The organism is Alteromonas sp. ASW11-130, from assembly GCF_026183735.1.
In the GTDB taxonomy this organism is placed as follows: Bacteria; Pseudomonadota; Gammaproteobacteria; order Enterobacterales; family Alteromonadaceae; genus Alteromonas.
Map to the genome: position 1 here is coordinate 1 of NZ_JAPFRE010000012.1, position 9,215 is coordinate 9,215.

General features: G+C 40.0%; 5 protein-coding genes. 2 read left to right on the top strand and 3 right to left on the bottom strand.

What is annotated here, in order from left to right:
- From OPS28_RS02580 to OPS28_RS02590, 3 genes are all read right to left on the bottom strand, one after another.
- The coding region (locus OPS28_RS02580) for a condensation domain-containing protein (protein ID WP_265607873.1) at positions 1-1,442 on the bottom strand (1,442 nt) is incomplete at its 3' end.
- A gap of 14 nt (positions 1,443-1,456) precedes the next feature.
- Positions 1,457-3,232 (bottom strand): cyclic peptide export ABC transporter, encoded by a 1,776-nt coding sequence (locus OPS28_RS02585; RefSeq protein ID WP_265607874.1) that lies wholly within the window; start codon positions 3,230-3,232, stop codon positions 1,457-1,459.
- Positions 3,229-5,676 carry a penicillin acylase family protein gene (locus tag OPS28_RS02590; protein WP_265607875.1) on the bottom strand — a complete coding sequence of 816 codons (2,448 nt, stop codon included), beginning with the start codon at positions 5,674-5,676 and terminating at the stop codon, positions 3,229-3,231. Before OPS28_RS02590 ends, OPS28_RS02585 begins: the two co-directional genes overlap by 4 nt.
- A gap of 715 nt (positions 5,677-6,391) precedes the next feature.
- Here OPS28_RS02590 and OPS28_RS02595 point away from each other — a divergent pair.
- Entirely contained in the window at positions 6,392-8,497 is a 2,106-nt protein-coding gene (locus OPS28_RS02595; protein WP_265607876.1) for a prolyl oligopeptidase family serine peptidase, read from the top strand.
- A 310-nt stretch (positions 8,498-8,807) separates the two neighbouring features.
- The gene (locus tag OPS28_RS02600) at positions 8,808-8,990 is read left to right on the top strand and encodes a hypothetical protein (protein ID WP_265607877.1); all 183 of its coding nucleotides are present in this window, start codon (positions 8,808-8,810) and stop codon (positions 8,988-8,990) included.
- The last annotated feature ends 225 nt before the right edge of the window (positions 8,991-9,215 follow it).

Sequence of the window (9,215 nt, forward strand, 5' to 3'; positions counted from 1 at the left end):
AACACCAGCGCCACCGCATCCGGTCGCACTGCTGCCTGTTGCTCAAACAACTCGTGCACACACACATCGTGTGGGTAATTGTTTTGTGTGTGACTGATAGCAGCTATCAGCTTGGTCTTTTCACTTTCGGCAAGAACAGGTAGCTCTGATAGAGGACGCGCTAAGTTTGTCTGCTGACTAAAAAAGTGTAGTAGCTGATAAAACCTGTCAGCTAATCCCTGCACTTCTTCATTGGAAAAGTAGGCGTGATTATAATCAAGCTGCATTTCAATATCTTCATCATCACCATCCCAAATCGTGACAGTTAGTGGCGTTGTATCAAAACCTGACGCGTGATAGATTACACTTGCATCACTTGAGCCAAATGTTAATTCACCATAATCGAGTTTAAGATAATTGAAACTAACATCATAAAGTGAACGTTCATGGCTATTGCTGTTTAAAGTGGACATTAAGTCCCCAACGGGAAACCTCTGGTGCCGGAAACTTGCTTTTTGTAATTTAGCGATGCCTTGCACTAGTTGTTGAAACGTAATACTTCCAGGCACATCAACATTTAGTGTACTCACGCTAGTAAATACACCTACCTTATTTTTTTGTTTGTGGTTTTTGCGGTTATGAGCAGGAATACCAAATGCAACTTGGTTAGTATCACAAACTGCTGAGAAGTAGTAAGCCAAAACGCCTAAGATAAATTGTGGAACACCAACTCCGACTTCATTAGCAGCAACACAACATGCAGCGAACACATCTCTGTTTATATAATGACGGTAACGAGTACTAGGCACATATTTCACGTTACTGAACTGACTCTTGTAATAAGCTGTGAGCAGTTTTTCACCTGAAGATTCAAAATGCTCACGCCAGAATGTCTTATCAGACTCATAACGCTTAGATTTTAAATACTTTTGGTCGCTTTCAGACATCTCTTGATAGCTCAAGCCTTCCTGCTCAACTACAAGTTTTTGATCTGGTTTATTGTAATACTCAGCCAATTTATACGACCAGTTGGAAAACCCCCAACCATCCATAGCTAAATGATGACTTAATCCAACATACCAATAATCTTCTTTGGTTAGTTTTAATAAATAGCCAAAGCATAGCTGCCGATCTATAAAATCAATCTTCTGTTGGAATCGTTGATTTAACCAATCAATCGCATGTTGCTCAGGGTTACCTTCTTTCGAAAAGTCATATACTGGTAGTTCGAAACTCCTATCTTCTGAAATATATTGGCAGACAGTTTCTTGCCGTTGAACAATCCTGATCCCAAATACATCATGTGATAAAGCCAGTTGTTTGTGGGCAGCTTGCATCCGATCAATGTCAATACCGCTGCATTTAATATACCCACCAATGTTATAAAGGGGACTATCTATGTAATACATTTGATCAAAGAAGATATCTCTTTGGGTCAACGTTAGTGGAAAAGTGCTATTCATATCTTCACCTCAACCTAGACAAACTGCTCGTCGCCTGAGAGCTCACATTCTTTATTATTTTGACGTTCGAGTGTTCTTTTTTTCGCGCCTTCTAGCTCAATCTCTTGTTTAGCCACTTGAGCAGTCCCTTCAATACTTCTGGACTGCTTTAGCTTACCGCTTTCCATGACCAGAATGTTGTCTGCAGTTTCAAAATAAGCGCTGTCATGACTAATAACAACAACGGCTTTGCCTGCTTTTTTCATATCCGACAAGATTTTGCGATAAAACACATCCTTAAACTCAGGGTCTTGATCTGCCGCCCATTCATCGAACAGGTACAATTCCTTCTCTTCTAATAAGGCAACCAACAGTGCTAATCTCTTTTTCTGTCCATCTGATAAATCAATAGTTGTGAACTTACCATCTTTAATTTTTACCTTGTGCGATAACTGGAGCATTTCCAAATACCTTTCTGCGGTATTGGTAACTTCGTCAGACAATTCCATAAAAAGCTCATCAAAAAGGTGGTAGTCGGAATAAATAGCCCCAATCAGATTTCGGCAACTAGCAATGTTTTCAGAAGTTACTTTTGTATTTCCAAAATATAGATCTCCTTCGGTTGGTGAATAATGCATTGTAAGCAACTTACTCATTGTTGACTTGCCAGAGCCGTTACCTCCAATAATAAAAGTCACTTCTCCTTTGCGAATCTCAAAGTTAAGGGGGCCTACCTGGAAACCCGCTTCATCATTATTTGAAGGGTACTGATATTCTATATGGGAAAACCGCAGTTTATTCCATTTAGGTATATTTACCGCATGTTCATTGCATCCTTCATTGGGAATTTCATCTAATAGTTCATTTAGTTTTTTGTATGATATTGACGCTATTATTATCGTTGGAACTGTTGCTAACATGACAGCAATAGGTCCCGTCACATAGAGTAGCGCCATGATTACTCCAACTAACTCTTCTTTACTTATAGAATGATAATTTATGAATATAAAACTCACGGCCCCAATTACAAAAAAACAAATTAGATCTCCAAAACTCATCGTTGTCCTGACGACAGTATTTGCCTTTTTGTCATGCTTGAGAATCGCCTCCTCACGGTCTAATAAAGATTTTTCGAAAAATAATGCTCTTTTTTTTGCATCTAGCTTTAATTCTTTGGCACCGTAAATAAGTCCTCTAATGGAGTGCTGCAATTCATCATGGGCCTCACGAGAGCGGTGAAATATTCTTCCGCCTATGGCCATTGGAATTTGATAACATATAGCACCAATAAATATAGCCATAATCACAAGCTGAAAGACGTCCATATTAAGGTACATTAAAAAGCTGAGCATACCTAAAAGCGTAATTGAACTGATTAAAAGCGCAGGCAATACAGTGCCTCCCGCAACTATTCTTGGCACATCGATGTTAATAGAACCTATCAATTTAGCAGAGCCGATTCTCTCTAAATCGACTAAAGGAGCATTCGCGATACGGTCATAAAACTTCTTCCGAATATCCTTTGACACTTCACTCGACACCCGAATAAGAATTATTTCTGATGCACTACGCATGACTAATATAAATAAACATGAAGCCAGATAAAGTCCGGCTAGTTTGTAATCTGTAACATCAAAGAACCACACTGACTGCACTGAGTTTGTTGACTCAAGGCCTGAATAGTCAGGACTAATACTTGATAGAACCAAAGGTATCAACGCTGAATAAAAAATACCGGCTAAAGCACCAAGACATATAGCAATAAATACCCTATTTGGAGCCTTCTTAGAAAAAGTGCTTAAGGTGCTCATAAATCATTTCCTTTTTTACTTACTAAGCTCAGAGTTAACTCTTCTGTTGCAGCTGGCGTGGCAAACTCCGCCATCTCGCCTGAAGCAAACTTATCAATCATGTCGTCATAGTGAGGGCTAGCAATTTGCCCAGATTGACCAGTTGAATTCATTATCAAATGTTTTGTATTAGTTTTTCCCATTTCAATTATTTGGCGGAAGCCACCACCAAAAGAGCTAATATATCCTTCATTAACGTCAAAATAGCTAGTTGAAACATTGACGGTATGCTGCGCACCGCTAGCTTCAACTTTCCGCTCAAATAAATTGTCTAGCACTTTTACATTGCTAAAAGGTGTATGAGCATATAGTGTGTGCTGGACTTGTCCCCACGCCCAGTCTTCCTGATCTTCTCCTTTTAATTTGACTAGCTCAGAAAAGGCATCATCTAATGCGTTTAATATTATGCTGCGACAATTCTCCTGAGTACTAGTTGTGATGTTGTCACACCAATGCGTACCACCTGATATCAGGCCAAGTAGTTGTTCGTTACTTAGTTTGTTTGACAGCGCTAAATAGTTTTCATTCTTTTGTGAGTTCCAGAATTCGCTAAGCTCATCACTAAAAATGCTTTGCCTGATATGTCTTACCCACCCATAAAAAATGGTTGCCCCAACACTATCTTTAGAGGCAATGCCTTTCCATTTTTTCAACGTAGAAATAGCAGCACTTTGCTGTGTATTGTTAGGTTTAACGTTCTGTAAGTAGCTTAATAAGTTTAGTGCGGACAGATCTTTTTCATCTTTTTGTGCTGCAATCGTAGATGTAACAGTAATTGGGATATTATTATCAATCTTCGATTTCAAAATTTGCTCAATCCTTCTCGCTCTATAGTCAGGAGCGAAGTCCCTGGAGATAAGATAAGGGTAATCTTGGTCAGCTACATTGTTATTTGCATTAATCAAGTAACCTTCGGGCGGGTTGTAGTACTTTGGAAGTTCGTTGGAAGAAATATACTTGTTCCAAGATGAAGATAAAGCAGCTCCTGATAGTGGCATACTACCATCACCTATTTGTCTAACAGGAATCTTACCAGCCCCCGTCATACCGATGTTATTTTGTTTATCTGCGTATAAGAAATTAAGTGCAGGTGCGACATGATACTGCAATGAATCGTTGAACTCCTGCCAGTTTTTAGCGTAATTTAACTTATAAAAGGCTTCAAAAGTCGTATCCCCGGGCTGCAATGCTATCCACCGCATAGAGATTGGCAGACTTAAATCTTGCATCACATCACTGATGACGGGTCCATTCACAGTCTCTCTCACCTGTACTTTTACGGTTTTATAAGGAGCTCTCAATTCTGCGGGAAAGTCGGCTTTGACATTAATAAATTCAGTGCGAGTTTCGAATTGGTGCCATTCACCGTTGTGCAAATATTTACTAGGATCATTTTCGTTGAGTTGTTCTATGAATAAATCTTGTACATCAGCCATCATATTAGTTCCTCCCCAGGAGATATATTCATTCTTACCGAATATAACAACTGGCAATCCGACAATGCTCATACCATCAACAGCTAATGACTTACCTTTTTGAGAGATAGCGTACCAAAGAGACGGGATTTGAAGAGCTAAGTGGGGGTCATTGGCTAATATCGGTGCTCCTGATTCAGTTAGATCTCCTGATACAACCCAGGCATTACTACCAACATACTGACCACCAATTTTTAATTCCGACTCCATCGACTGTTGTAACTTTACGATGTCTTCTAGCTTATCCACTGTTTTTTTATCTACTGAATTTTTTTGTGGAGTCACCTCGGGATAAAAAGTCTGCAATTGAGTTGCGGATAGCTGTTGTGCCCCAATAAATTTTTGAATCTCATTTCTGTAATTCCCCGCAAGATTCAAAGCAAACATTTTACTCCAGGCTAAGGAATCCACCTTGGTCCAAGGTTTAGGTTCAATCCCCAGTATTGAAAACTCAACTGGCAATTGTTTTGCTTGCTTAATCCAGGCATTGATTCCCGCAGCGTAGGCATCGAGAGCGTCGGACGACTCTTTGCTCAGAAGAGGTAGCGCTTCTTCCGCTGCACGGTAAACTCCGAGAGTCCTAAGCCATATATCTTGAGTAAGTGTTCCCTTGCCGAAGACTTCACTTAATCGCCCTTGACTAATTCTTCTTTGCAACTCAAGTTGCCACAGTCGATCTTGTGCATGCACATAGCCAGTAGAAAAATACACATCCAAATCATTTGATGCCGCTATGTAGATCACTCCATTTTCATCTCGCCTGATTGAGACTTCATCGTTAAGCCCCTCAATAGTCCTCTTCCCCTTACTGAGGGGCAAAGCATCGGTAAAAAAATGATCGAAGCTGAAGTAACATAATAAGATGAAGGGAAGAACAAAAAATACGACTGCTCTAGATATCATTGGATACTTCGTAAAAGTATTAAACATGATTGCACATGATCCTCTTTATTGTGTATGAATGACCCCAGCAATTGATGTTATAATAGTGGGAACAACGCCAAGCTGCACTTTTCCTTAAAACTCAGTCAATATTAGTTTTTTATGACTAGCCGCACATTCAACTAAAGTTTTTTGAATAGTAAAACTGAAGTGATAGTTGATTTAGAAAAATATAACAACAAACAAATAACGCCAACAGTTATGCTAACAGATGATTAGTAGAAATGGCTATTAAATTGTGTGTTTTTATTAAGCAGAAAGTTTATGTCTCACGCATGAGACAGGTTATTAAACTGGTGGTATGAAACATTAAGGATACAGGCTTGTTATCGGCATGCCGTATAGTAAAGAGCTATATGCGGTCACGCTTGAAAACGTTTTCTGGTTGATGTAGCTTTGCACATAGGCGGTATAAACTTAAAATAAAGATATCTCGGATAAAATTCTTTGTTAGCGATGAGTAGTGACATAGCTTGAGTTTTACCTCTATTTAAACAGGCCAAATTCAACATGGGTTATTATGCATATAAGCGTAAGCTGAAGTGTGCTAAACATCGGCTTGCGAAGTTATTTTTTAAGGTGAGCAATTCACCTAATAGCACAGCGAGCAGCACCAGCAACCTCTCGCTATAAATTGAAAACTCAAATTAGTTTCGGTCTTTGTTTACTCCGATCTAATAACTAAAACTCTGTCATGAGGAATATGATGAAACGTAAGCTAATTTTACCTTTGATGTTCTTTGTTGCTTCGGCCAACGCGAACGTATCGCCAACCGTCCAACAGTCTGAACAAAAGAATGACGACAGTTACTTATGGCTTGAAGATACACACGGAAAAGAAGCGTTAGACTGGGTAAACCAACAAAATAAATCAACATTTAGTGATCTAAAAAATACAACAATCTATAAACATAGTTTTACGAAAAATTTGGAGTTGATTAACTCTGATGACCGCCTTCCATATATTAATGAGCGGGCGGGTTACCTTTACAACTTCTGGCAAGACAACACTCATAAACATGGTATATACCGCCGTACGACTTTAAGTGAATATAAGAAAGCCCAGCCTCAATGGGAAACTGTTTTCGACGTTGATAAATTATCAAAGAGTGACGGCGTTACTTGGGTATTTAGAGGAGCGAATTGCCTATATCCAAAATATGAACGATGCCTAATATCGTTATCTCCGGGCGGCAGTGATGCTATTGAAATCAGAGAATTTGATATACCGACAAAGCAATTTGTAGAAAACGGCTTTCAAATAAGTGCAGCAAAGAGTCATATATCATGGAGAGATATGGATTCAGTGTTCGTCACAACTGACTTTGGCAACGACAGTATGACCTACGCAGGCTATCCACGAATAGTCAAGTTGTGGCAGAGAGGAACAAAATTGAATAGTGCCAAAACATTATTTGAAACGGAAAAGTCGTCACTGGGTACTAGTATCGCCCGCTTCAATGACAAGCAACAAAATATAGATATAGTTCAAGAAGCCATTTCGTATTATTCAACTAATTACTACTTGCTAGAGGGAGCTAAAAAAAGCCTCTTACCTATACCGAAGGATGCAACAGTCACAACGTATACGAATAACCAACTATTTATTCGTTTGAAAAGTGATTGGGCTGTCAATGGGCAGCAATTTCGCCAGGGAAGCATTATCTACGTACCAATCGACTCCATTACTTCAGGAAACGCTAGTTATCATTTGCTGATTGAACCTACCGATACACTTTCTATTACTGCGGTAAATACAACCAAGTCAACAATTCTGGTCTCTGTTCTTGATAATGTAAAATCACAAATAATACGTTTCAAAAAAATGGGGGCTAAATGGGTATCAGAACCTATAGATACGGACTCCACAGGTACTGTAACAATAGCTAGCACCAATGCTAATAGCGATGACTTCTACATTAACTATAGTAGTTATTTGAGCCCTAACAGCTTATATAAGTTTAGTGCTCAAACAGAGGCTCTAGGCCTTATTAAGTCGGAAAAAGACCTGTTTAATAGTCAAGGTCTTGAGACAAAGCAGTACTGGGCAACATCTAAAGATGGTACTAAAGTTCCCTACTTTGTATCGATGAAAAAAGGACTTAAACTGAACGGCCAGAACCCCACATTAATGTATGGTTACGGCGGTTTCGAGCTGTCAGTGACCCCCTACTATTCATCAATTATGGGTAGTAACTGGCTAGAAAAAGGCGGCGTATTTGTGGCAGCCAATATTCGCGGCGGCGGAGAGTTCGGTCCTAGCTGGCATAAAGCAGCATTGACGACTAACAGGCATAAAGCATTCGAAGACTTTGAAGCGATAGCTGAAGACTTAATTTCACGAAAAATAACATCTCCTGCCCACTTAGGCATTGAAGGTCAAAGCAATGGAGGATTACTCGTTGCAGCAACCTTGCTTCGTAGACCTGACCTCTACAAAGCGGTAGTTAGTCAATCTCCCTTGTTGGATATGAAACGCTATTCAAAGCTTTTAGCTGGCATTAGTTGGACCGCGGAATACGGCAATCCTGAGCAACCTGAAATGTGGGACTACCTTAAAACCTATTCGCCATTTCACAATGTAGATCCGCAGATAGCCTATCCTAAAATACTCATTACAGCATCAACCAATGATGATCGCGTTCACCCGGGGCATGCACGACGAATGGTTGCAAAACTGCAGGGGCTAGGCAACAACGTCTACTATTACGAAAATTTAAAGGGAGGACATGCCGACTCGACCGACAATGTGCAACGTGCTGAAGCCTATGCACTAATTTATAGCTACCTTTGGCAACAGTTACTCTGATAACTTTGTATTGACCATTGATCATTGATAATTAGCAAAATAAAAATGTTCCATGGCAGCAGTTGAATAAAAGGCTGCTGCCACTTCCCACAATAAGCGAACAGTCCAAAGTTAGCTTTGACTCATACAGCTGTTAATCATCACGCCAAGGGATCCATTTCGTCATCACCATAAAGGCTCCACTCGCTCTGCACCATAAAGGATCCACCTTGTCACCGGCATAAAGGATCCACCTCAGTGTCAAATTAGCTTTCAAACTTCGTTCAACAATCGCGTATCGTTGATGCTTTTTTGCATCAGGAGAATACGCATGACAAATCGGAGAATTGAAATGCATCATTACCGAGATATTCTGGTTCGTATGCGGTTTGGCCAGTCGAGCCGACAACTAGCCAAACAGCGTATCATTGGGCGATGTAAAGCCCAGCAGATAAAAGACATAGCCGAAACCAACGGCTGGCTTGACCCCAAGGTAAGAAGTGGACCCCATTGATTAGACGCAGATCGTGATTTCTTAAATAAACAATCCATGGTTAGGCGGCAAACCTCTGGGTGGAGTGGTAAACTTCATCAGGAGTTAGCCCGTCCAGTCCTTGATGTTTTCGTCGTTCATTATAAAACAGGAAATAGTCTCCGATTTCAGAGGGCGTTCAGAATTCTGTGTCAGCTAGTTAGGCTTAAATATCTAATACACTATCCAGTCGCCCTTCGAAGTGGA

What these genes read in the sequence shown, in the direction of transcription:
- OPS28_RS02590 (WP_265607875.1), bottom strand. Translation starts at nt 5,676, where the DNA reads ATGTTTAATACTTTTACGAAGTATCCAATGATATCTAGAGCAGTCGTA.
- OPS28_RS02595 (WP_265607876.1), top strand. Translation starts at nt 6,392, where the DNA reads ATGATGAAACGTAAGCTAATTTTACCTTTGATGTTCTTTGTTGCTTCG.
- OPS28_RS02585 (WP_265607874.1), bottom strand. Translation starts at nt 3,232, where the DNA reads ATGAGCACCTTAAGCACTTTTTCTAAGAAGGCTCCAAATAGGGTATTT.
- OPS28_RS02600 (WP_265607877.1), top strand. Translation starts at nt 8,808, where the DNA reads ATGACAAATCGGAGAATTGAAATGCATCATTACCGAGATATTCTGGTT.